A 22071-nucleotide genomic window follows, 5' to 3' on the forward strand; every position below is an offset into this window, starting at 1 on the left:
GTCTCAGGACCTCAGACGAGCAACGGCCTTCTCCAATCGGCGGCAACAGGACGCTCCCGAAGGTACGGACGGCCCGCGGGCACTGTCAACGGATTAACGCCGCCGCCGCACGCCCCCGTCGGATTCCTGCCAGCGGGGCCCCGCCCCCGCCTGGTTGAGTGGCCGCATGACGACTGACGACACCGCCACCACCCTGCACGACCGCGCCCTGGCCTTCCGCGCCCTGCACGTCCCCGGACGCCCCCTGGTGCTGCCCAACGCCTGGGACCTCGCCAGCGCCCGGATCGTCGAGGACGCGGGCGCCGCCGCCGTGGCCACCACCAGCGCCGGGCTCGCCTGGGCGCTGGGCGCGGCGGACGGCGACCGGCTGGAGCGGGACGCGGCGCTCGGCGCGGTCGCGGTCATCGCCGCCGGGGTACGCCTCCCGGTGACCGCCGACATCGAGCGCGGCTACGCCAGGGACCCGGAGGGCGTCGCCGACACCGTGCGCGGGGTGCTCGCGGCGGGCGCGGTGGGCGTCAACATCGAGGACACGGCACCCGAGCCGGACCGGGGACCGCTGCGGGCGGTCAGCGAGCAGGCCGAGCGGATCGCCGCCGCGCGCGAGGCGGCCGACGCGGCGGGCGTGCCGCTGTTCGTCAACGCCCGCGTCGACACCCTCCTGCGCGGCGCCGGGGGAGTGGACGACACCCTGGAGCGGGCCGCCGCCTACCGCGCGGCGGGCGCCGACGGGATCTTCGTCCCCGGGGCCGTCGAACCGGGGACGGTGAAGCCGCTCGCGGACGGCGTGGACGTGCCGCTGAACGTGATGGTGGGGCCGGGCGCGCCCCCGGTGGCGGAGCTGGCCGCGCTCGGCGTCGCCCGGGTGAGCGCCGGGGCGGGCATCGCGCGCGCCGCGCACACCCTGGTCCGCCGTGCCGCGCGGGAGCTGCTGGACACGGGGACGTACGACACCCTGGCCGGGAGCATCGACTCCGGCGAGCTGAACGCGCTGCTGGGCGGGGCGCGTTAGGGCGCCGCCACCGACGGGGGGGGCGCTCAGCAGGCGTCCCGCATCAGCTCCGCGAGGCCGTGGTCCAGGTCGAGCTGGAGGTGTTCGAGGCCGAGCGGCACCAACTCCGCGGTGGCCGCGAGGAACTGGCGCACGTCCCCGGAGTGCAGGTGCACCACCGCGGTGCCCTCCGGGGCGTGGAACTCCAGGACGGTGCGGTCGAACCCGTAGGGCCGCACCCGGACGTCGCCGTAGCCCTCGGCGTCGTGCAGACCGGCCGCCAGCAGCTCGCGGGCGAAGGTCCAGCACACCTCCACGCCCTCCAGGGTGGCCTGTGCGGGGAAGGCCATACGGACCGCGAACGGGTCCGTGCGGTCGTAGCGGAGGGTCGCGGGGATCTTCTGCATCCGTGGTGCCGCGGCCACGAGGCGGGCCTCGACGGGCTGCTCAATGACGGTGGACAACGCCTTGCTCCCTTGTGACGGCGGGACGACTGGACGGCTTCCGGGAACGTCCCGGCATGGGTTGAGACGACGGAACCCGTCAATCCGTGCACCCTGGGCGAGTGACCTCCGTCACCGTCCCCAATCGCGGCGGTGCCGGAATGTTCGGCTGGGCCCGGCCGGGGCCCATGTGGCGTTCCCCGGCGATGCGGGTACCCGGGCGGCGCAGCCGAGAGGAAGTGAGTGGACATGCCACGCGGTTCCAGCTCCAAGCGGGAACGCCAGTACGAGCACATCAAGGAGAGCGCGCGGGACCGGGGCGAGAGCCCGGGGCGCGCCAAGGAGATCGCGGCGCGCACGGTGAACAAGGAACGCGCCCGCTCCGGTGAGTCGAAGACCGCGAGCCGCACCTCCACGCAGGACATGTCGTCCGGCAAGCGCGGCGGCCAGCGCTCCGGCCAGGGCTCCCAGGGGCCCACCCGGGACCAGTTGTACGAGGAGGCCAAGCGCCGTAACGTCCACGGCCGTTCGGACATGAACAAGGAGCAGTTGCGGCGGGCGCTGGGGAAGTGAGCCGGGCCGCGGTACGCGTACGCTCGGCAGCACCATGACGACCGTACGCGTACCCGCGGGCTGGCCCGCGACCGAGCAGCAGGCCCGCGCCGTCCAGGACGAGTTGCGCGCGCGGGTGGTCCACGACGAGCCGGGGCCGCCGCCCGGGACGGGCTACGTCACCGGTGTCGACGTCGCCTACGACGACGAGCGGGACGTCGTCGCCGCGGCGGCCGTCGTGCTGGACGCGGTGAGCCTCGACACCGTCGCCGAGGCGACCGCCGTGGGGCGGGTCTCCTTCCCGTACGTGCCGGGCCTGCTGGCCTTCCGGGAGGTCCCCACCGTGCTGGCCGCCCTGGAGGCGCTGCCCTGCCCGCCGGGCCTCGTCGTCTGCGACGGCTACGGACTCGCCCACCCGCGCCGCTTCGGCCTCGCCAGCCATCTCGGCGTGCTCACCGGGCTGCCCACGATCGGCGTCGCCAAGAACCCGTTCACCTTCACGTACGACGAACCGGCCCACCCGCGCGGGTCGTCGTCCCCGCTGCTGGCGGGCGTCGAGGAGGTGGGCCGCGCGCTGCGCACCCGGGACGGGGTGAAGCCGGTGTTCGTCTCGGTCGGCCACCGGGTCCGCCTGGACACCGCCTGCGCCCACGTGCTGCGGCTCACCCCGGACTACCGCCTTCCGGAGACCACCCGCCGCGCTGACGCGCTGTGCCGCGGGGCGCTGCGGGAGACGGTCGGGGCCTGAGTACGCGTGAGTGCTTCCTGAGTGCCACCTGAGTAGGAGTACGGATGCCCAGGGGCCACGCCTGTTCGAAAGGCTGGCCCCATGACGACGCACCGTGCCCCCAAGCCCCTGTCCGACCCCCACCGCCCCGTCGAGCGCGCCGTGGTCCTCGGCCTGGCGCTGGCCGTGCTCGCGGGCGTGGGCTGGATCGGCGGGATGATCTACACGCTGGTGAGCTGGCCGCTGTGACCGGCCGTCCCGCCGCCCGGACGCGGCGGCTCGCCCCTCGAACCGTCCGGGCTCAGCGGCTCGCCGCCACTCGGAAGACGATGCCCGCGCGGCGCAGCCGTTCGGTGAGAGCGTCGCCCATGGCCGTTGCCGTGGTGACCTGGCCCGCGGTCGGCGGCAGCTCGTCGCAGGCCAGCGACAGCGCCGCCTCGGCGAACATCTTCGCCGTCTCGTCGTAGCCGGGGTCGCCGCCCGAGACCTCGGTGTAGACCCGGCGGCCACCGCCCTCGCCGACGAACCGGACGGAGAACCAGCTCCGCGCCCGCTTCTCCGCGCTCGGCCCCTCACCCGGCCGCACCCGCCCCGACAGCCACCGCCGCGCGGGCGGCACCTGCGCCGCCGCGGCCAGCGCGCCCACGGCCGCCACCCCGCCCACGGCGACCGGCAGCCGCCGTACGGCGGCGTAGTGGCGGTAGCGGAAGTCGGGGCCGTAGCGCCGCAGGGCACGGGCGGAGCCGCGCACGATCTGCGGGTCGAGCGTCGGCAGCGGCAGCGCCCACGCGCCGACCTCCCCGGCGTACCGCGGCGCGCCCGCCACCGCGACCGCCCGGCGGCCCACGAGCCGCGGTTCGTGCCGCCGCCGCTCCCGCGCCGCCGCCAGCACCTGCCGCCCGCGCGAGAACTGGCCCAGCGCGGAGGCGAACGTACCGCCGGAGAACGCGGCGTCGGCGGTCACATAGCCGTCGACGGTCAGCGGCACGTCCTCCGGCAACTGCCGCACGGTGAAGTAGACGCCGAGGTCGTGCGGCACGGAGTCGAACCCGCAGGCGTGCAGCAGCCGCGCGCCGGTCTCCCGCGCGCGTGCGTCGTGCCGGACGTACGTCAGGTCGACGAACTCCGGCTCCCCCGTGAGGTCGAGGTAGTCGGTGCCGGTGTCCGCGCAGGCGGCGACCAGCTCCTCGCCGTACGCCACATAGGGGCCGACCGTGGTGGCCACCACGCGCGCGTGCTCGGCCAGTCGGCGCAGCGACGCCGGGTCGGACACGTCCGCCCGCAGCATCCCGGCGTCCGCGCCGCCGGGCAGCCCCTCGCGCAGCTCCGCCAGCCTGCGCTCGTCGCGGCCCGCGACCGCCCAGCGCAGGCCCTCTGGCGCGTGCGCGGCCAGGTACCGGGCGGTGAGCGTCCCGACGAAGCCGGTGGCTCCGAAGAGCACGATGTCGTACGGGCGGTCCGCCCTGTTCGGCCTGTTCATGACACCCCTCGGTCTGGTCTCGCGCGCCGCTGTCGGTGGCTGAGGCTAGCGTGAGGACACGGGACCCGACGACGATCCCGCCCGTGACGGGGGCCACGTCGCCCGTACAGTGGCCAAGCGCTTGCTTTCTGGGGCTTGTGCCGACTGGAACGTGTTCTTAGCATCATTGGTGTTACATCAGTTGTGTCACGACCTTGGGGGCGGACCATGGCAGCGGCGACGACACCACCGCACGGCCCGCTCAGCGGCGTGCGCGTGCTCGAACTGGCCGGGATCGGCCCCGGCCCGTTCGCCGCGATGCTCCTGGCCGACCTGGGCGCCGACGTCGTACGCGTCGACCGCCCCGGCGGCCCCGGCCTCGGCATCGACCCCGCCCACGACCTCACCAACCGCGGCAAGCGCTCGGTGGTCGTCGACCTGAAGGACCCGGACGGCCCCGCCCGCGTCCTGGACCTGGCCGAACGCGCGGACATCCTCGTCGAGGGCTACCGCCCCGGCGTCGCGGAACGCCTCGGCGTCGGCCCCGGGGACTGCCACGCCCGCAACCCCGCCCTCGTCTACGGCCGGATGACCGGCTGGGGCCAGCAGGGACCGCTCGCCCAGCGCGCAGGGCACGACATCGCCTATGTCGCCGTCACCGGCGCCCTCGGCCTGATCGGCGACCCGGACCGGCCCCCGGCCGTCCCCGCCAACCTCCTCGGGGACTACGCGGGCGGCTCCCTCTACCTCGTCGTCGGTGTCCTCGCCGCCCTCCAGCACGCCCGCGCCACCGGCACCGGCCAGGTCGTGGACGCCGCCATCGTGGACGGCACCGCGCACCTGACGGCGATGGTCCACGGGATGCTCGCCGCCGGGGCCTGGCAGGACCGGCGCGGCGCCAACCTCCTCGACGGCGGCTGCCCGTTCTACGGCACCTACGAGACCGCCGACGGCCGCCACATCGCCGTGGGCGCCCTGGAACAGCGGTTCTACGACGAGTTCATGACCCTGCTCGGCCTCCCCGACCTCGCGCCCGCCCGCGACGACCCGGCCCGCTGGGGCGAGCTGCGCGAGGCGGTCGCCGCCCGCTTCAGGTCCCGTACCCGCGACGAGTGGACGGCCGTCTTCGAGGGCTCCGACGCCTGCGTGGCACCCGTCCTGTCACTGCGCGAGGCCCCGCACCACCCGCACCTCGCCGCCCGCGGCACCTTCACCGACCACGGCGGCACCCCCCAGCCCGCCCCCGCGCCCCGCTTCTCCGCGACCCCGACCGCCGTCCGCGGCGGCCCCGCCCTGCCGGGCGCCGACACCGCGGCCGTGGCCCGCGACTGGGACGTCCCGCGCCTCACCGACCAGCAGCCCCGCACCCTCAAGCGAAAGGCCACCCCGTGACCACCGAAGCGTACGTGTACGACGCGATCCGCACCCCGCGCGGACGCGGCAAGGCGAACGGCGCCCTGCACGGCACCAAGCCCGTCGACCTGGTCGTCGGCCTCATCCACGAGATCCGCGCCCGCTTCCCCGGCCTCGACCCGGCGGCGATCGACGACATCGTGCTCGGCGTCGTCGGCCCGGTGGGCGACCAGGGCTCCGACATCGCGCGGATCGCCGCCATCGCCGCCGGGCTGCCGGACACGGTGGCGGGCGTGCAGGAGAACCGCTTCTGTGCCTCGGGCCTCGAAGCCGTCAACCTGGCCGCCATGAAGGTCCGCTCCGGCTGGGAGGACCTCGTCCTCGCGGGCGGCGTGGAGTCCATGTCGCGCGTACCGATGGCCTCCGACGGCGGCGCCTGGTTCAACGACCCGATGACCAACCTCGCCACGAACTTCGTCCCGCAGGGCATCGGCGCGGACCTGATCGCCACGATCGAGGGCTTCTCGCGCCGGGACGTGGACGAGTACGCGGCGCTGTCGCAGGAGCGGGCGGCCACGGCGTGGAAGGGGGGCCGCTTCGAGCGCTCCGTCGTGCCGGTCAGGGACCGCAACGGCCTGGTCGTCCTCGACCACGACGAGCACCTGCGCCCCGGCACCACCGCCGACTCCCTCGCCAAGCTGAAGCCGTCGTTCGCGGACATCGGCGACCTCGGCGGCTTCGACGCGGTGGCGCTCCAGAAGTACCACTGGGTGGAGAAGATCGACCACGTCCACCACGCGGGCAACTCCTCGGGCATCGTGGACGGCGCGGCGCTGGTCGCCATCGGCACGAAGGAGACCGGCGAGCGGTACGGGCTCACCCCGCGCGCCCGGATCGTCTCCGCCGCCGTCTCCGGCTCCGAGCCGACCATCATGCTCACCGGCCCCGCCCCGGCCACCCGCAAGGCCCTGGCCCGCGCCGGGATGACCATCGACGACATCGACCTGGTCGAGATCAACGAGGCGTTCGCGGCGGTCGTCCTGCGCTTCGTGAAGGACATGGGTCTGTCCCTGGACAAGGTCAACGTCAACGGCGGCGCCATCGCGCTCGGCCACCCCCTCGGCGCGACCGGCGCGATGATCCTCGGCACCCTCGTCGACGAACTGGAGCGCCAGGACAAGCGGTACGGCCTCGCGACGCTCTGCGTGGGCGGCGGCATGGGCATCGCCACGATCGTCGAACGCGTCTGACCCCTCCCAACGGAAGACCGACGGAAGACCAGGAGCAGTCACCTCATGAGCACCGAGTCCACCACCATCCGCTGGGAGCAGGACGACACCGGCGTCGTCACCCTCGTCCTCGACGACCCCGCCCAGTCCGCGAACACCATGAACCAGGCGTTCCGCGAGTCGCTCGCCGCGGTCGCCGAGCGCCTTGAGGCGGAGAAGGACGGCATCCGCGGCGTCATCGTCACCTCCGCCAAGAAGACCTTCTTCGCGGGCGGCGACCTGCGCGACCTGATCCGCGTCACCCCGGAGACGGCGCAGGACCTCTTCGAGGGCGGCCTCGCCATCAAGCGCCACCTGCGCCGCATCGAGACCCTCGGCAAGCCCGTCGTCGCCGCCATCAACGGCGCGGCCCTAGGCGGCGGTTACGAGATCGCCCTCGCCTGCCACCACCGCGTCGCCCTGGACGCCCCCGGCTCCAAGATCGGCTGCCCCGAGGTCACCCTCGGGCTGCTCCCCGGAGGCGGCGGCGTGGTCCGCGCCGTCCGGCTGCTCGGCATCACCGACGCCCTGCTGAAGGTCCTCCTCCAGGGCCAGCAGTACAACCCGCGGCGCGCCCTCGACAACGGCCTCGTCGACGAGGTGGTGGACACCCACGAGGAGATGCTGGCCCGCGCCCGCGCCTTCATCGACGCCCACCCCGAGTCGCAGCAGCCCTGGGACCGGCCCGGCTACCGCATCCCCGGCGGCACCCCCGCCCACCCGAAGTTCGCGGCCAACCTGCCCGCCTTCCCGGCCAACCTGCGCAAGCAGACCAACGGCGCGCCCTACCCGGCGCCCCGCAACATCCTCGCCGCCGCGGTGGAGGGCGCTCAGGTCGACTTCGAGACCGCGCAGGTCATCGAGGCGCGGTACTTCGTGGAGCTGGCCGCGGGGCAGACCGCGAAGAACATGATCCAGGCGTTCTTCTTCGACCTCCAGGCGGTCAACTCCGGTGCCAACCGGCCCCAGGGCGTCGAGCCGCGCAAGGTCCGCAAGGTCGCCGTCCTCGGCGCGGGGATGATGGGCGCGGGGATCGCCTACTCGTGCGCCCGCGCGGGCATCGACGTCGTGCTGAAGGACGTGTCGCTGGAGTCGGCCCTCAAGGGCAAGGGCTACTCGGAGAAGCTGTGCGCGAAGGCGGTCTCCCGGGGCCGTACGACCCAGGAGAAGGCCGACGCGCTGCTCGCCCGCATCACGCCGACCGCGGAGGCGGCCGACCTCGCGGGCTGTGACGCGGTGATCGAGGCCGTGTTCGAGGACACCGCCCTCAAGCACAAGGTGTTCCAGGAGATCCAGCACGTCGTCGCCCCCGACGCGCTGCTGTGCTCCAACACCTCCACCCTGCCCATCACCACCCTCGCCGAGGGCGTGGAGCGCCAGGCCGACTTCATCGGGCTGCACTTCTTCTCACCCGTCGACAAGATGCCCCTCGTCGAGATCATCAAGGGCGAGCGCACCGGCGACGAGGCGCTGGCGCGCGCCTTCGACCTGGTCCGGCAGATCAACAAGACGCCGATCGTCGTCAACGACTCGCGCGGGTTCTTCACCTCCCGCGTCATCGGCCACTTCATCAACGAGGGCGTCGCCATGGTCGGGGAGGGCATCGAACCGGCCTCCGTCGAACAGGCGGCGGCCCAGGCGGGCTACCCCGCGAAGGTCCTCTCCCTGATGGACGAGCTGACGCTCACCCTGCCCCGCAAGATCCGCAAGGAGAGCAGGCGGGCCGTGGAGGAGGCGGGCGGCACCTGGCGGGAGCACCCCGCCGAGGCCGTCATCGACCGCATGGTGGACGAGTTCGGCCGCCCCGGCCGCAGCGGGGGAGCGGGCTTCTACGACTACGGCGACGACGGCAAGCGGGCGGGCCTGTGGCCGGGCCTGCGGGAGCACTTCACCAAGCCGGGCCACGAGATCCCCTTCGCGGACATGCAGGAACGCATGTTGTTCGCCGAGGCCCTCGACACCGTCCGGCTGCTGGAGGAGGGCGTGCTCACGTCGGTCGCGGACGCCAACATCGGCTCCATCTTCGGCATCGGATTCCCCGGCTGGACCGGCGGCGTCCTCCAGTACGTCAACGGCTACGAGGGCGGCCTGCCCGGCTTCGTCGCCCGCGCCCGGGAGCTGGCCGACCGCTACGGCGACCGGTTCACGCCGCCCGCGCTGCTGGTGGCCAAGGCCGAGAAGGGCGAGACCTTCACCGACTCACCCCGCGTCTGACCCGCTGAGCAGCTCGCCCAGCTCCTCCCGCAGCGACCGCTGGAACGTCGTCAGCAGCGCCTGCACCACCAGCGGGTGCATGTGCGCCGACAGGGACCGCACGTCCCGCGTGTCACGCTCCGACACCTCGGCGCGGAAGAGCCGGGCCAGCTCCTGGGCCGCGGCGCGCGAGTGCTCGAACAGCACCTCGCGCGCCGCGAGGATCGCCTCCTGCGACAGCGGCACGTCCAGCAGCCGCACCCCGAGCCGCAGCGACGCGAGGTCGACCTGGTACCCGTCCGGCACGGGCCGCACCACGTCCATGGCCGCCAGCCGCTCCAGGTCGTCGTCACCGAGCACCCGCCCGGCCCGCCGCCGCAACTCCTCCCGCGTCACCGTCTCCACCGCCTCCGGCGCCCAGGAGGCGATCACGGCCCGGTGGATGGCGAGGTCGTGCGCGCTGAGCCCCGGCGGCAACTGCTGGAGGTACCGCTCGATGCCCGCCAGGGTCATCCCCTGCCCCTGCAACTCCTCGATGATCTCCAGCCGCGCCAGGTGCGCCCTGCCGTACTGCCCCACCCTGCGCGGCCCGATCACCGGCGGCGGCAACAGCCCCTTGGTCCCGTAGAACCGCACGGTACGCACCGTGACCCCGGCCCGCGCGGCCAACTCGTCGACGGTCAGCGTCAGCTCCTCGGGGTGCCTGTCCATGTGGAACAGTATTGCTGTCGCACCACAACTGTGAAACCGCGGGGACGGTACCGTTGGGGCGTAGGTGAGGACACGGGGGTCTGATATGCGGGTGCCTCTCGAGGCGGGGCTGGTCCGGATCTGGGACGGTGACGAACCCGTCGGCGCTGGCTTCCTCGCGGGGCCCCGGCACGTGGTGTCGGCCGCGCACGTGGTCGCCGGGGTGTTCGGCACGGCCACCGGCGAGCCCCTGCCCGAGGGCGCCTCGGTCAGCCTGGACTTCCCGCTGCTCGCCCCCGGCAGACGCCAGCTCGCCGACGTCGTCGCCTGGCGGCCCCCGGTGCCGGAGCAGGGGATGGACGTCGCCGGGCTCCGGTTACGGGAGCCACCGCCCGCGGACGCCCGGCCGCTCGTCCTGAGCCGACGCCACGGGGAACTGGACGGTTCGCTGGTCATGGTGGGCTTCCCCCGCGGCCTGGAACTCGGCACCTGGGTGCACGGGCGGCAGGGCGGCCCCGTGGCCACCGGCTGGGTGGAGATCGAGAGCGACCCGGCACGACAGGCCATGCTGGCCCCCGGCTTCTCCGGCGCCCCGGTGTGGAGCACCGACGCGGACGCCGCGGTCGGCATGGTCGGCTACCGGGTCACCGGCGCGGGCGCCAAGATCGGCTACATGCTGCCGGTGGACATGCTGCTGGAGGCGTGGCCCGAGCTGGCCGAGGTGATCGAGCGGCGCGTCCCGTACCGCGCCCTGCGCCCCTTCACCGAGCAGGACGCCGACCTCTACTACGGGCGCGAGGAGCTGGCCGGTCAGCTCGTCGACCGCATCCGCTCCGGGGTGCCGCTGATCAGCGTCATCGGCGGGTCCGGCATCGGCAAGTCCTCGCTGTGGCACGCGGGCGTGGTGCCCCGGCTGCGCGCCGCCGACCCCTCCGGCACCACCCGGCTCACCCTGGCGTTACGGCCGTCCGACGCCACTACCCCGCTGACCGCGCTGGCCTTCGCCCTCGACCGGCTGATGCGCCCCGACCGCACGGGCGCGGCCCGCCTGGAGTCGGTCGCCGCGACCGAGGTGTGGCTGGCTGGCGGACAGTTGCCCGACCTCGTGGCGGCCGTGCTGGAACAGCATCGCGCCGACCAACTGGTCCTGTGCGTGGACCAGTTCGAGGAGTTCTTCGCCGCGCCGGACGACGACCGCTCCGCCTTCGTCCGCGCGCTGCTGCCCTGTCTGTCCGCCGGGTCCCGGCTGTGCGTGCTGGTGAACCTGCGCGACACCTTCCTGGGCACGGCGCTCGCCGACCGCGCCGCCGCCGAACTGGCCCGCAGGTGGCTCCCGGTGACCGTCGGCGAGATGACCGAGGCCGAACTGCGCCGGGTCATGACCGGGCCGCTGGCGCGGGTCGGCACCGTCTCCTTCGCCGACGGACTGGTCGCCCGCATCCTGGACGACCTGAAGCACACCCCGAACCCCCTGCCCCTGCTGGAGTTCACGCTCGCCGAACTCTGGCAGCGCCGCCGGGCGGGCCTGCTGACCCACGCGGCGTACGAGGAACTCGGCGGCATCTCGGAGTCCCTCGCCCGCTACGCCGACCGGATCTGGTCCGGCATCGACCCCGGGAGCCGGGAGGTCGCCGACCGGCTCCTCATCCAACTGGTCAGGCCGCTGCCCGACGGCGACCTCACCGTGCGCCGCACCGCGTTGCGCGACGAGTGCGACGACGACCAGTGGACCGTCGGGCAACGCCTCGCCACCTCACGGCTGCTGGTGATGCACCGCGTCGGAGGCGACCCGGGCGCCGCCTCCGGCATCGAGCTGGCCCACGACTCGCTGCTGCTGCACTGGCGCCACCTGCGCGAACTCACCGAGGAGCACCGCGCGTTCCGCGTCTGGCAGGACACCCTGCGCCAGCGCATCACCACCTGGACCGAACAGGGCCGCCCCGGCAGACGGCTCCTCGCCGGTGCCGAGCTGCGGGACGCCCGCCGGTGGGCGCGCACCCACCGGGCCCACCTCTCCACCCCGGAGCTGGTGTACGTCAGCTCCAGCCGGGTGCGCCGCTGGCGGGTGAACGGCACGGTCTCCGCCGCCCTGGCCCTCGCGCTGGTCGCGGGGACGCTGATCTACCAGAACCGCAGCGAACAGGTCGCCCAGTCCCTCGCCGGAACCCTGCGCACCCGCGCCGAGGAGCGGTTCTCGTACGACCCGTACGGCGCGATGCAACTCGGCCTGCGCTCCTACCGCACGCACCCGGACAGCGGCCTGCCCGACCTCTACGACGGACTGGGCCCCGTCGACCGCGTCGTCCCGAACCTCGGCGCGGCCACCACGCCACCGACCACCACGTCCCCCACGTCGACACCGACCGCGCAGAAGCTCCCCGCCGTGTCGTACGCCGACCAGTCGGCGCTCCGGGACCTGACCCACCTGGTGGCGGCCGGGGGCCGGAACCTGGTCACGCTCGCCCCGGGCGGCCAGATCGTCCCGTGGCGGGACAGCGGGGGCGGGCTGGTGGCCGAGCCCCTGGAGGGGGTGCTGGTGGAGAACGACCTGACCAGCGACGCGGTGATCAGCCGCGACGGACGGTACGTCGCCTTCACCGACCAGCTCTTCCCGGACGTCCGGGGGGAGCGGAGCGTCCCCGGCTCCTGCCCGGTGCCGGACATCATGAGCACCTCCACCAAGATCTGCCTCGTCGTCTACGACACGGTCGAACAGCGCGTCGTCCTCGGTACCGAGTTCGCGCCGCTGCCCCGGGTCGGCCAGGTCGCCATGAGCATCGACCCGAACAACCGGGTCCTCGGGCTGGTGCTGCCGGACAGCGTGAACCCTCTGACCGCCGCGGGCCAGCGCAACACCCTGTACCTCCTCGACCTGCGGACCGGCAAGCTCCTGCGCAAGGCCGTACTGCCGTGGCGGAGCATGGTGACCGACTTCTGGCTCGGCCCGGACGGCGAGACGGCGATCCTGAGCGAGGCCGAGGCGGACGGCTCCACGATCCGCAACGACCTCACGCTGACCCGCGTCCGTGTGACACCGGACCGGGTGACACGCACCGCGCTGGCGGACCCGACCCGGACCGGGAGCTTCGTCACCAGCCTGGACGGCCGGACGGTCGCCGCCGTGCTCAAGGGCGGGTCCGGCGCCCCGGCCGAGCTGCGGGCCTGGAACATCGCCACCGGCACCCAGACGGGGCACGTCCCGCGCCTCACCCCCGCCGAGGCGGACGGCGCGCTCGCCCTCGACGCCACCGGGACCACCGCCTGGATCTCCCTCCCCTCCGACTTCGACGCCATCAACGAAGCCGACCTCACCGACTTCACGGAGAAGTCGATGAGCAGGGTGTCCCTCCGGTCCCTCACCACGGGCAAGCGCGTCGCCCACTCCGCCTACCCCGGGAACTGGTCGACGGTGATGCCGCTGGGCGACTCCCCACGAGGACCGGTCCTGCTCGTGCGCGCCACCGCGCTGGGCGTGGTGTCGGCGGCGTCCGGCGGGCGCAGCCCTCTCCAGCGGCTGGCGGACACCGCGGAGGCGGGAGTGCGCGACGCCCTCCGCAGGCCGCCCGGCGCCGACCGCCTGTGCGCGCTCCTCGGCCCGCAGGCCAACGCCACGGACAACATCGAGGACCTGGTCCCCTCCGGGGCGTACAGCGGACCCCTGTGCCCCTGAACGGGGAGCACCGGCGCCCCACGCACGATCACTCACCCACGATCATCCAAGGACGAGGAGTCACATGGCCGAGATCGCTCGCTGGTCGCTGGACGACGGCGGAGAGGTACTGGTGGAGATCGCGGAGGACGGTCCCGAGATCAGTCCGGTGTCCCGCTCCCGGGACGTGGTCCGGTCCGCGGCGACCTCCCTCGGGACCGCGCTGAGCGGCGTACGGGACGCCTCGGCCACGATCCTCGGCCAGTTCCGGGACGCGCCCGTGCGCCCGGACCGGATCGAGGTGGAGTTCGGCGTGCGCCTGAGCACCGAGGCCGGTGCCGTCATCGCCAAGTCCAGCCTCGACGGCCACCTGACGGTCAAACTGAGCTGGGAGGGCGGACGGGCCACGCAGGAGTGAGCCGCCCGGCACCGACGGGCCGCGCCCCGGCTCACACCAGCCCCGCCGCCTCCTCCGCGCACCCCCACGCCACCGTCACGCCCGCGCCGCCGTGGCCGTAGTGGTGGAGCAGGGTGCGGCCGTCGGGCAGGGGGAGGCGTTCCAGGCGTACCGCGGCGCGGGTGGGGCGCAGGCCCACCCGGTGGGACAGGACGCGGGAACCGGTGATCTCGGGGCGCAGGGCCGCGCAGCGTCGTACGATCGCCTCCGCCGTCGCCGGGTCGGGCTCCAGGGACCAGGCGTCCGGTTCCGCGGTGCCGCCCAGGACCAGGCCGCCCGGCTGGGGGAAGAAGTACGCCATCGCGCCGGAGGGGTCCGTGGAGACCAGCCAGGTGTCGATGCCGGGGTTCGTCACCACGACGAGCTGGCCGCGCACCGGGCGCACCGTCTCGTCCGGGACCAGCGTGCGGGCGCCCAGGCCCGTGCAGTTGACCACCACCGGCGCGTCCGCCCCGTCGAGCGAGGTCACCGTACGTACCTCGACCGTTCCGCCCGCCGCCGTCAACCGGTCCCGCAGCCAGGGGAGATATGTCGGCATGTCGATGAGGGGGAGCCGTGCCCACAGCCCCGCCCCGGCGTACTCGTCGGGCGTCGCGGCCCGCAGGGACGGGAGCCGGGGGGTCGCCCAGCCCGCGACCTCGTCCAGTTCCGTCTCGCCCAGTACGCCGTCGACCATCCGTACGCCCGTCTCCCCGGGCCGCCCGGCCAGCTCCTCGTACACGTCCAGCGACCGCAGCGCCCAGGCCCGCGCCCGCGCCACCGGCTCGATCCGGTACGGCCACCACAGCGCACCGGCAACCGCCGAGGTGGTCCGCTCGACCGGGTCCCGCGTCCACAGCCGCACCCGGCGCCCGCGCTCGGCCAGCACCACCGCCGTCGTCAGCCCGATGACCCCACCGCCGACGACGAGCACCTCGTCCCCACTGCCACCCGTCACACCGGGACCGTAGCGGAACGCGCCATGCCGCGCTCAGCGCCCCGTCACGGCGGGAATACTCGCCGTATGTCTGCCGTGTACGCGACCTTCGGCCTGGCCCCGGCGATCCGCGCCGGTGGTGTCCTCGCGGACGGGGGCTACCAGGTCCACCGGGACTTCGTGGACTTCGTCGTCGACGGCCGCCCCCTGCTGCACCAGCTCTCCGACCTGGACGCCGTCTCCCCGCTCGCCTCCGACGTGCCGCCCGCCATCTTCACCGCCCAGGTGCGCGGACTGCTGCTGGAGGCCGACGCGCCGCTGCCCGGCGGGCGTCACATCATCTACGGCTGCCCCGAGTGCGCCGACCTGGCCTGCGGCGCCGTCACCGCCGTCATAGAGCGCGGCGGTGACGGCGGTGACGGCTGCGACGACTACGTATGGCGGGACTTCGCCTGGCAGACCGAGGAGGCCGTCGACCTCGAACGCAACGGCTACCACGGCATAGGGCCGTTCCGCTTCGAGGGCGCCGCCTACCGCGCCGCGCTCGGCGCGCTCATCGCCCCCACGGACCCGGAGGCCGACGCCACCCCCGTCCCCGGCCGCCGCGTGCTGCTGATCGGCGCCCGCGTCGCCGTCCTCGCCAAGCTCGCCGCCGCCCTGCGCACCATCGGCGTCGGCGCCGACATCACCCGCGACGCCGAGCACGTCCCCGCCGACGAACTGCGCGGCTACGGCGCCGTCGCCTTCGGCCGCGCCGTCGGCGAACGGGAGCGGGCCGCCGTGCGCCGCGCCTTCGCGGACGCCGGGGTCGACGTGGCCTACGTCGACGGGCTCGCCCCGATCGTGCCGCTGCTCGTCGCCCAGATCGAACACGCCCTCGACCGCAGCCCGCGCGAGCGGCGCCGCCTCACCGGCCTCGCCGCGGCCGACGGCGCGGCGGAGATCGAGGTGACCTCCGCGTGCCGGGTCCGCCTCACCGCGTACCGCCTCGACCGCCTGTACCGCACCCACGCCCGGGACCTCTTCGAGGGCGTCCTCGACCCGGGCCGCCATCGCGTGCCGCTGGACCGCCGGGCGGTGAAGGGGGAGTCGTACCTCGTCGCGCGGACCGCGGGCGGTGTGCTGGTGACGGCGGTAACCCGGTGAGGCGCGCCGGAGGCGGCCACTAGAATCCGGCATCTGATGACTGCCACCCTCGTCGCCAAGAACCTCGCCGCCGGACACGGCGACCGCTCCCTCTTCGCCGGTCTCGACCTCGTCGTCGCGCCCGGCGACGTGATCGGGCTGGTCGGAGCCAACGGCGCGGGCAAGTCCACGCTGCTGCGCCTGCTCGCCGGGCTGACCACCCCCGAACAGGGCGAGCTGCGGCTCTCCCCGCCGACCGCGACGGTCGGGCACCTGCCGCAGGAACCGGAGCGGCGGGCCGGGGAGTCCGTACGGGAGTTCCTCGGCCGCCGCACCGGCGTCACCGCCGCCCAGCGCGCCATGGACGACGCCACCCAGGCCCTGGTCGACGGGGCACCCGGCGCCGACGACGCCTACGCCACCAGCCTGGAGCGCTGGCTCGACCTCGGCGGCGCCGACCTCGACGAACGCGCCGCGGAGGTCGCCGACACCCTCGGCCTCGCCGTCGACCTCGACCAGCCGATGACGTCCCTCTCCGGCGGCCAGGCCGCCCGCGCCTCCCTGGCCTCCCTGCTGCTCTCCCGCTACGACGTCTTCCTGCTCGACGAACCCACCAACGACCTCGACCTCGACGGCCTCGAACGCCTCGAACGCTTCGTCACCGGCCTGCGCGCGGGCACCGTCGTCGTCAGCCACGACCGCGAGTTCCTCACCCGCACCGTCACCAAGGTCCTCGAACTCGACCTCGCCCAGCAGCGGATCACCCTCTACGGCGGCGGCTACGCGGCCTACCTGGAGGAGCGCGAGACGGCCCGCAGGCACGCCCGCGAGGACTACGAGGAGTACGCCGACAAGAAGGCCGCCCTCCAGGAGCGGGCGCAGACCCAGCGCGCCTGGATGGACAAGGGCGTCAAGAACGCCCGGCGCAAGGCGGGCACCGACAACGACAAGATCGGCCGCAAGTTCCGCAGCGAGGCCAGCGAGAAGCAGGCCGCGAAGGCCCGCCAGACCCAGCGCATGATCGAACGGCTTGAGGTCGTCGAGGAGCCCCGCAAGGAGTGGGAGCTGCGGATGGAGATCGCCTCCGCGCCGCGCTCCGGCGCCGTCGTCGCCACCCTGCGCGACGCGGAGGTCCGCCGCGACCGGTTCGTCCTCGGCCCGGTCACCCTCCAGATCGACTGGGCCGACCGGGTCGCGGTCACCGGCGCCAACGGCGCGGGCAAGTCCACCCTGCTGGGCGCCCTGCTCGGCCGCGTCCCGCTGGACGCCGGGCACGCCGCGCTCGGCTCCGGTGTGCTGCTCGGCGAGGTCGACCAGGCCCGCGGACTGTTCTACGGCCCCGAGCCGCTCCTCGACGCCTTCCACGCGGCGGTCCCCGACACCGAACCGGCCGAGGTGCGCACCCTGCTCGCCAAGTTCGGCCTCAAGGCGGACCACGTCCTGCGCCCCGCCGCGACCCTCTCCCCGGGCGAACGCACCCGCGCCGCCCTCGCCCTGCTCCAGGGCCGCGGCGTCAACCTGCTCGTCCTCGACGAGCCGACCAACCACCTCGACCTGCCCGCCATCGAGCAACTGGAGTCGGCCCTCGACGCCTACACCGGCACGCTGCTCCTGGTCACCCACGACCGCCGGATGCTGGACGCCGTCCGCGTCAACCGGCGTCTGGAGGTCGCGGCCGGCAAGGTGACCGAGCGCTAGCGCTAGCGCTTGCCGCGCAGGAGGGCGCGGACGAAGTCCTCCTGCACGGCGCGCAGCTCGCGCAGCAGGCCGGGCCTGAGGGCCTCGTTGATCTGCGTGGTCGAGGAGAACGTCAGGGACCGGCGCCCGTCCGGTGTCGCCGCGATGAGCTGGGTGTAGCTCGAAGCGGCGCCGGGGGTCGGACCGCGCGAGGGCGGCGAACTCGGGGCTGCGGGGGTAGTCCGAGCGCGCCCGACAACCCGAGCGCCCGACGACCAGCTCACCCCCCCGTGGGGTCCCGGGGCGGAGCCTCGGGACCCACTCCGTCAGCGGCGGCCGTTCTTCGGGTCCACCAGGCCCGCGCGTCGCAGCGCGTCCGCCATCGCGCTGTTGGCCGGGGCCGGGGCCGGACGGCCACCGCCGCCACCCCCAGCACCGCCGCGGCCCTGCCGCTGCTGCGGCGGGCGGCCCCCGCGCTGCTGGCGCCCGCCCCCGGCGCCGGACTGCTGCCCCTGCGGCGCGGCGGCCTTGTCGTCCAGTCGCAGCGTCAGGGAGATCCGCTTGCGCGGGATGTCGACGTCGAGGACCTTCACCTTCACGATGTCGCCGGGCTTGACCACGTCGCGGGGGTCCTTGACGAACGTCCTCGACATGGCGGAGACGTGCACCAGACCGTCCTGGTGGACCCCGACGTCGACGAACGCCCCGAACGCGGCGACGTTCGTCACGACGCCCTCCAGGACCATCCCGGACTCCAGGTCCGCGATCTTCTCGACGCCCTCCTTGAACACCGCCGTCCTGAACGCGGGCCGCGGGTCACGCCCCGGCTTCTCCAGCTCCCGCAGGATGTCGGTCACGGTCGGCAGACCGAACGTCTCGTCCACGAAGTCCTGCGGGCGCAACGAGCGCAGCACGCCCGTGTTGCCGATCAGCCCGGCGACCTCCTGCCCGGTCGTCTTCACCATCCGCCGCACCACCGGGTACGCCTCGGGGTGCACGCTGGACGCGTCCAGCGGGTCGACGCCGTCGCGGATGCGCAGGAAGCCCGCGCACTGCTCGTACGCCTTCGGACCCAGCCGGGCCACCTTCTTCAGCTCCGCGCGGGACCGGAACGGCCCGTTGGTGTCCCGGTGCGCCACGATGTTCTCGGCGAGCCCGGAGGAGATGCCCGACACCCGCGACAGCAGCGGCGCGGAGGCGGTGTTGACGTCGACGCCGACGCCGTTCACACAGTCCTCCACCACCGCGTCCAGCGAGCGCGACAGCTTCACCTCGGACAGGTCGTGCTGGTACTGGCCGACGCCGATCGACTTCGGGTCGATCTTCACCAGCTCCGCCAGCGGGTCCTGGAGCCGCCGCGCGATGGACACCGCGCCGCGCAGTGACACGTCGAGGCCGGGCAGCTCCTGGGAGGCGAACGCGGAGGCGGAGTACACCGAGGCGCCCGCCTCGGACACCATCACCTTGGTCAGCTTCAGCTCGGGGTGCCTGGCGATCAGCTCGGCGGCGAGCTTGTCGGTCTCGCGGGAGGCGGTGCCGTTGCCGATCGCGACCAGCTCGACCGCGTGCTCCTTCGCCAGCCGGGCCAGCTTGCCGAGCGCCTCGTCCCAGCGGTTCTGCGGGACGTGCGGGTAGATCGTGTCGGTGGCGACGACCTTGCCGGTGGCGTCGACGACGGCCACCTTCACCCCCGTACGGAAACCGGGGTCGAGGCCGAGCGTCGCGCGGGTGCCCGCCGGGGCGGCGAGCAGCAGGTCCCGCAGGTTCGCCGCGAACACCTTCACCGCCTCGTCCTCCGCGGCCGTCCGCAGCCGCAGCCTGAGGTCGATGCCGAGGTGGACCAGGACGCGGGTGCGCCAGGCCCAGCGGACGGTGTCCAGCAGCCACTTGTCGGCCGGGCGGCCCCGGTCGGCGATGCCGAAGCGGTGGGCGATCGTGCCCTCGAACGACGACGGGCCGTCGGTCGGCTCCTCCGGCTCCAGGACGAGGTCGAGGACCTCCTCCTTCTCGCCGCGCAGCATCGCCAGGACGCGGTGCGAGGGCAGCGCCGTGAACGGCTCCGCGAAGTCGAAGTAGTCCGCGAACTTCGCGCCCGCCTCCTCCTTGCCCTCGCGGACCTTCGCGGCCAGCCGCCCGCGCGTCCACATCCGCTCGCGCAGCTCACCGATCAGGTCGGCGTCCTCCGCGAACCGCTCGGTGAGGATCGCGCGGGCCCCGTCCAGGGCCGCCTGCGGGTCGGCCACGCCCTTGTCGGCGTCGACGAACGCCGCCGCGGCGGCGAGGGGTTCGACCGTCGGGTCACCGAGGAGGCCGTCGGCCAGCGGTTCGAGGCCCGCCTCCCGGGCGATCTGGGCCTTGGTGCGCCGCTTCGGCTTGAACGGCAGGTAGATGTCCTCCAGCCGCGCCTTCGTCTCGGCACCCCGGATGCGGGCCTCCAGCTCCTCGGTGAGCTTGCCCTGCTCGCGCACCGAGTCCAGGATCGCGGTCCGCCGCTCCTCCAGCTCCCGCAGGTAGCGCAGCCGCTCCTCGATCGTGCGCAACTGCGCGTCGTCGAGCGTCTCGGTGGCCTCCTTGCGGTAGCGGGCGATGAAGGGCACGGTGGAACCGCCGTCCAGCAGCTCCACCGCGGCCCTGACCTGCCGCTCCCGTATGCCGAGCTCCTCGGCGATCCTGCCTTCGATGGACCCTGCTCCCAGAACCCCGGGTGTCGTCACGTCCCGTACCGCCTTCTCCACTTCGGGTTGCGCGGCAATTGTGGCAGGTCGCACCGACAGCCGGGGATCAGGGCGGGTCAGGCCCGGCGCGCCCCGCGCCGGGTGGACCCTGAGGCCCCGCCGAACAGCCGGGCCAGCGCCCGGAACGGCAACGTCACCACGGTCGCCACGGCGCCGCCGATCTGGCGGAGCACATCCGCGATGGCACGCAGCACGTGCATCCCCTTTCACTCGTCCCCCGTACGGTCAGTCGGTGCCCTCCGGGTACCCGTACGGCGCCGATCATGCCCGCCGCCTGCCACGGCGCCGGTTCAGCCCGGCGTGGTCCAGGTGAAGCGCGGGCTCCTGCGCTCCAGGAACGCGGCGACGCCCTCCGCGGTGTCCCCGCTGTCCCGCGCCCGCGCCGCCCAGTGGTCGTCGCGGTCGGTGCGGCCGTCCGCGAACTCCTTCGCCGCCGCCTGCGTCAGCAGCGAACGCGAGGCCAGGACCCGGGTGAACTCCGCGACCCGCTTGTCCAGCTCGCCGTCGGGCAGCACCTCGTCCACCAGGCCCGTGCGCAGCGCCCGCGCGGCGTCGACCAACTCGCCGGAGAACAGCAGGTACTTCGCGGTCGCCGGGCCCACCAGGGACACCAGCCGCCGGGTGGCGGACGCCGGGTAGACGATCCCGAGCTTCGCCGGGGTCACCCCGAACAGCGCGCCCTCCGCGGCGAAGCGCAGGTCGCAGGCCGCCGCGAGCTGCGCCCCGCCGCCCACGCAGTGCCCGCGCACGGCGGCCAGCGTCGGCTTGGGGAACGCGGCGAGGGCCTCCTCGGCGGCGACGGCCAGCTCCTGAGCCTCCCTGGGCGACCCCTTCAGGGTGGAGATGTCGGCGCCCGCGCAGAACGTCCCGCCCGCCCCGGTCAGCACCACCGCCCGTACGGCGGGGTCGGCGGCGAGGGCGTCCAGCAGCGGCGGCAGCGCCCGCCACATCGCGGCGGTCATGGCGTTGCGCTTGGCCGGGTGCTCGATGACGACCGTGGCCACCGCGTCGGTGACGGTGTGCAGCAGACGGGACTCCATGGCCGGGATGCTAGTGGTGCCCGTTCATCAGCGGGCTTACCGGTACCGGCAAACCCGTACAAGACGAATAGTTCGCCAAGTTGGCACGAGTCGGGCAGGAAGCAGTCCCGCAGCCGACCGCGTCATACGCAGGTGGTCAGATCCGCTCGATAGTCGCTGACTTCCGTTCAGCTCTCCGGCAGGGAGCGGCTCGTTACCAACACTCGACGTGTGGTGACAATCGAGCACATCGAGCACAAGGGTGGCGACCGGACGATGGACGACCATGGGCGCGGGCCCGCCCCACGCCCCACGGGCGGCACTGAACCACCGACCCCGGCCCCGTTGCCGTACGAAGGCGTCTGGCGGTTCACCGCCCCCGCTGTCGAGGTCTCGGTCCCGCAGGCGCGGCACGCCGTGCGGGACCTGCTGGTGCGGCAGGGCGTGCCCGCCTCGGACGACCTGGTGCAGGGCCTGCTGCTGATCGTCTCCGAGCTGGTCACGAACGTCGTACGGCACGCGGCGCTGCTGTCGCCGATGCTGGCCGTGGAGGTCGCCGTCGGCGCCGAGTGGGTGCGGGTGGCGGTGGAGGACAACCACCCCTACCGGCCCACCGCCCTGGAGGCCGACCACGGGCAGACCGGCGGGCGCGGACTGCTGCTGGTCCGGGAGGTGACCAGGGAGGCGGGCGGCACCTGCGACGTCGAGCACACCGCCAGCGGCGGCAAGGTGATCTGGGCCGCCCTGCCGCTCAAGCCCGTCCGGCCGCACTGACCCCGGCCGCTCTGACCCCGGCCGGGCGGCGGGCCGGACGGCC

19 protein-coding genes and 1 pseudogene are annotated in these 22071 nt (G+C 74.0%); 12 read left to right on the forward strand and 8 right to left on the reverse strand.

The genetic code is table 11. From position 1 onward, the window contains the following. The first annotated feature begins 166 nt into the window (after window positions 1-166). A complete protein-coding gene (locus ACFQZ6_RS30445) occupies window positions 167-1012 on the forward strand; it encodes an isocitrate lyase/PEP mutase family protein (protein WP_381615470.1) in 846 nt (281 codons plus the stop codon). 26 nt (window positions 1013-1038) lie between these two features. On the opposite strand, the gene ACFQZ6_RS30450 is transcribed toward ACFQZ6_RS30445, so the two are convergent. Next, window positions 1039-1455 (reverse strand): SsgA family sporulation/cell division regulator, encoded by a 417-nt coding sequence (locus tag ACFQZ6_RS30450; RefSeq protein WP_381615472.1) that lies wholly within the window; start codon window positions 1453-1455, stop codon window positions 1039-1041. 228 nt (window positions 1456-1683) lie between these two features. On the opposite strand from ACFQZ6_RS30450, the gene ACFQZ6_RS30455 reads away from it, so the two are divergent. The 3 genes from ACFQZ6_RS30455 to mmpA all read left to right on the forward strand — a co-directional run bounded on the left by ACFQZ6_RS30455 (window position 1684) and on the right by mmpA (window position 2962). Next, a complete protein-coding gene (locus ACFQZ6_RS30455; protein ID WP_381615475.1) occupies window positions 1684-2007 on the forward strand; it encodes a plasmid stabilization protein in 324 nt (107 codons plus the stop codon). 34 nt (window positions 2008-2041) lie between these two features. Beyond that, on the forward strand, window positions 2042-2734 hold the full coding sequence (locus tag ACFQZ6_RS30460; RefSeq protein WP_381615478.1) for an endonuclease V: 693 nt from the start codon (window positions 2042-2044) through the stop codon (window positions 2732-2734). An 81-nt stretch (window positions 2735-2815) separates the two neighbouring features. Next, a complete protein-coding gene (gene mmpA / locus ACFQZ6_RS30465; protein ID WP_381615480.1) occupies window positions 2816-2962 on the forward strand; it encodes a morphogenic membrane protein MmpA in 147 nt (48 codons plus the stop codon). A gap of 52 nt (window positions 2963-3014) precedes the next feature. Here the strand turns inward: mmpA and ACFQZ6_RS30470 are convergent, their stop codons facing one another. After that, entirely contained in the window at window positions 3015-4193 is a 1179-nt protein-coding gene (locus ACFQZ6_RS30470; RefSeq protein ID WP_381615483.1) for a saccharopine dehydrogenase family protein, read from the reverse strand. 207 nt (window positions 4194-4400) lie between these two features. On the opposite strand from ACFQZ6_RS30470, the gene ACFQZ6_RS30475 reads away from it, so the two are divergent. From ACFQZ6_RS30475 to ACFQZ6_RS30485, 3 genes are read left to right on the forward strand one after another with little or no spacing between them, the layout of a single operon-like run. Further along, the gene (locus ACFQZ6_RS30475; protein ID WP_381615485.1) at window positions 4401-5564 is read left to right on the forward strand and encodes a CaiB/BaiF CoA transferase family protein; all 1164 of its coding nucleotides are present in this window, start codon (window positions 4401-4403) and stop codon (window positions 5562-5564) included. Further along, window positions 5561-6775, forward strand: coding sequence for an acetyl-CoA C-acetyltransferase (locus tag ACFQZ6_RS30480; protein ID WP_381615488.1), 1215 nt, complete (start codon window positions 5561-5563; stop codon window positions 6773-6775). Before ACFQZ6_RS30475 ends, ACFQZ6_RS30480 begins: the two co-directional genes overlap by 4 nt. 45 nt (window positions 6776-6820) lie before the next feature. Then, complete coding sequence (locus tag ACFQZ6_RS30485; RefSeq protein WP_381615491.1) at window positions 6821-9007, forward strand: 3-hydroxyacyl-CoA dehydrogenase NAD-binding domain-containing protein; 2187 nt, start codon at window positions 6821-6823, stop codon at window positions 9005-9007. Here the strand turns inward: ACFQZ6_RS30485 and ACFQZ6_RS30490 are convergent. Further along, on the reverse strand, window positions 8993-9697 hold the full coding sequence (locus tag ACFQZ6_RS30490) for a MerR family transcriptional regulator (RefSeq protein WP_381615494.1): 705 nt from the start codon (window positions 9695-9697) through the stop codon (window positions 8993-8995). The two genes, ACFQZ6_RS30485 and ACFQZ6_RS30490, sit on opposite strands and share 15 nt — an antisense overlap. Window positions 9698-9782: 85 nt before the next feature. Here ACFQZ6_RS30490 and ACFQZ6_RS30495 point away from each other — a divergent pair, with 85 nt between their 5' ends. Continuing rightward, complete coding sequence (locus tag ACFQZ6_RS30495) at window positions 9783-13346, forward strand: nSTAND1 domain-containing NTPase (protein WP_381615497.1); 3564 nt, start codon at window positions 9783-9785, stop codon at window positions 13344-13346. Between the two features lie 64 nt (window positions 13347-13410). Continuing rightward, window positions 13411-13743 (forward strand): CU044_2847 family protein, encoded by a 333-nt coding sequence (locus ACFQZ6_RS30500; protein WP_381615500.1) that lies wholly within the window; start codon window positions 13411-13413, stop codon window positions 13741-13743. 31 nt (window positions 13744-13774) lie between these two features. On the opposite strand, the gene ACFQZ6_RS30505 is transcribed toward ACFQZ6_RS30500, so the two are convergent. Then, window positions 13775-14719: an FAD-dependent oxidoreductase gene (locus ACFQZ6_RS30505; RefSeq protein WP_381615503.1), complete on the reverse strand. Its 945-nt coding sequence runs from the start codon at window positions 14717-14719 to the stop codon at window positions 13775-13777. Window positions 14720-14785: 66 nt separating this feature from the next. Here ACFQZ6_RS30505 and ACFQZ6_RS30510 point away from each other — a divergent pair, with 66 nt between their 5' ends. Together ACFQZ6_RS30510 and ACFQZ6_RS30515 are read left to right on the forward strand one after the other, a co-directional pair. After that, window positions 14786-15844, forward strand: a complete 1059-nt coding sequence (locus ACFQZ6_RS30510; RefSeq protein ID WP_381615506.1) for an oxidoreductase — start codon at window positions 14786-14788, stop codon at window positions 15842-15844. Between the two features lie 36 nt (window positions 15845-15880). Beyond that, complete coding sequence (locus tag ACFQZ6_RS30515; RefSeq protein WP_381615509.1) at window positions 15881-17521, forward strand: ABC-F family ATP-binding cassette domain-containing protein; 1641 nt, start codon at window positions 15881-15883, stop codon at window positions 17519-17521. 2 nt (window positions 17522-17523) lie between these two features. Here the strand turns inward: ACFQZ6_RS30515 and ACFQZ6_RS30520 are convergent. The 4 genes and pseudogenes from ACFQZ6_RS30520 to ACFQZ6_RS30535 form a co-directional block, all read right to left on the reverse strand. Further along, window positions 17524-17694: pseudogene (locus ACFQZ6_RS30520) on the reverse strand (peptidase S12); the annotation flags it as partial. Window positions 17695-17826: 132 nt separating this feature from the next. Continuing rightward, a complete protein-coding gene (locus ACFQZ6_RS30525) occupies window positions 17827-20214 on the reverse strand; it encodes a Tex family protein (RefSeq protein WP_381615512.1) in 2388 nt (795 codons plus the stop codon). Between the two features lie 77 nt (window positions 20215-20291). Continuing rightward, window positions 20292-20429, reverse strand: a complete 138-nt coding sequence (locus tag ACFQZ6_RS30530) for an LPFR motif small protein (RefSeq protein WP_381615514.1) — start codon at window positions 20427-20429, stop codon at window positions 20292-20294. A gap of 96 nt (window positions 20430-20525) precedes the next feature. Then, on the reverse strand, window positions 20526-21275 hold the full coding sequence (locus ACFQZ6_RS30535) for an enoyl-CoA hydratase/isomerase family protein (RefSeq protein ID WP_381615517.1): 750 nt from the start codon (window positions 21273-21275) through the stop codon (window positions 20526-20528). 255 nt (window positions 21276-21530) lie between these two features. On the opposite strand from ACFQZ6_RS30535, the gene ACFQZ6_RS30540 reads away from it, so the two are divergent. Then, entirely contained in the window at window positions 21531-22028 is a 498-nt protein-coding gene (locus ACFQZ6_RS30540) for an ATP-binding protein (protein WP_381618772.1), read from the forward strand. Window positions 22029-22071 lie beyond the last annotated feature (43 nt).

The organism is Streptomyces flavalbus, from assembly GCF_042674625.1.
In the GTDB taxonomy this organism is placed as follows: domain Bacteria; phylum Actinomycetota; class Actinomycetes; order Streptomycetales; family Streptomycetaceae; genus Streptomyces; species Streptomyces flavalbus.

Coding starts and splice junctions, on each gene's coding strand:
- ACFQZ6_RS30500 (WP_381615500.1), top strand. CDS start 13,411: ATGGCCGAGATCGCTCGCTGGTCGCTGGACGACGGCGGAGAGGTACTG.
- ACFQZ6_RS30510 (WP_381615506.1), top strand. CDS start 14,786: ATGTCTGCCGTGTACGCGACCTTCGGCCTGGCCCCGGCGATCCGCGCC.
- ACFQZ6_RS30470 (WP_381615483.1), bottom strand. CDS start 4,193: ATGAACAGGCCGAACAGGGCGGACCGCCCGTACGACATCGTGCTCTTC.
- ACFQZ6_RS30495 (WP_381615497.1), top strand. CDS start 9,783: ATGCGGGTGCCTCTCGAGGCGGGGCTGGTCCGGATCTGGGACGGTGAC.
- ACFQZ6_RS30475 (WP_381615485.1), top strand. CDS start 4,401: ATGGCAGCGGCGACGACACCACCGCACGGCCCGCTCAGCGGCGTGCGC.
- ACFQZ6_RS30485 (WP_381615491.1), top strand. CDS start 6,821: ATGAGCACCGAGTCCACCACCATCCGCTGGGAGCAGGACGACACCGGC.
- ACFQZ6_RS30490 (WP_381615494.1), bottom strand. CDS start 9,697: ATGGACAGGCACCCCGAGGAGCTGACGCTGACCGTCGACGAGTTGGCC.
- ACFQZ6_RS30455 (WP_381615475.1), top strand. CDS start 1,684: ATGCCACGCGGTTCCAGCTCCAAGCGGGAACGCCAGTACGAGCACATC.
- ACFQZ6_RS30460 (WP_381615478.1), top strand. CDS start 2,042: ATGACGACCGTACGCGTACCCGCGGGCTGGCCCGCGACCGAGCAGCAG.
- ACFQZ6_RS30535 (WP_381615517.1), bottom strand. CDS start 21,275: ATGGAGTCCCGTCTGCTGCACACCGTCACCGACGCGGTGGCCACGGTC.
- ACFQZ6_RS30445 (WP_381615470.1), top strand. CDS start 167: ATGACGACTGACGACACCGCCACCACCCTGCACGACCGCGCCCTGGCC.
- mmpA (WP_381615480.1), top strand. CDS start 2,816: ATGACGACGCACCGTGCCCCCAAGCCCCTGTCCGACCCCCACCGCCCC.
- ACFQZ6_RS30515 (WP_381615509.1), top strand. CDS start 15,881: ATGACTGCCACCCTCGTCGCCAAGAACCTCGCCGCCGGACACGGCGAC.
- ACFQZ6_RS30540 (WP_381618772.1), top strand. CDS start 21,531: ATGGACGACCATGGGCGCGGGCCCGCCCCACGCCCCACGGGCGGCACT.